Origin of the sequence: Halomonas sp. SIMBA_159, assembly GCF_046536035.1 — a bacterium.
Classification (GTDB): Bacteria; Pseudomonadota; Gammaproteobacteria; order Pseudomonadales; family Halomonadaceae; genus Vreelandella; species Vreelandella venusta_A.
Genome location: NZ_JAWJBT010000472.1, coordinates 1 through 276, shown reverse-complemented (window position 1 = coordinate 276; position 276 = coordinate 1). Strand labels below are relative to the sequence as shown.

Genomic DNA, 276 nt, shown 5'->3' with positions numbered 1-276 from the left:
AGCATGATGTGGTAGCGACCAGACTGAGTGGGGGTGATCGAACAGGTTTCACTGTTACCCGCACGATACGGCCGGCAATCCCAGCTGGATTTGGTGGCTTTCTGACCGAAGCGGACATACAGATCGGCATCGCCCGTTCCGCCAGAAGTGCGGACCGTCAAGGTACGTCCGGCCGGCACATCAATGTAGTAATGCTGCTCACTGCCGGATGTCCCGCTCAGGCCACTTTGCACTTTACCGTTTTCCAGTTTGCCGTCTGACGGGGTACCTGGATCG

General features: G+C 57.6%; 1 protein-coding gene. It reads right to left on the bottom strand.

Translation table 11 applies throughout. The features are described 5' to 3' along the window. Positions 1-276 (bottom strand): PPC domain-containing protein (locus R0J87_RS20070; RefSeq protein WP_498888452.1); only part of this gene is annotated, 276 nt, incomplete at both ends.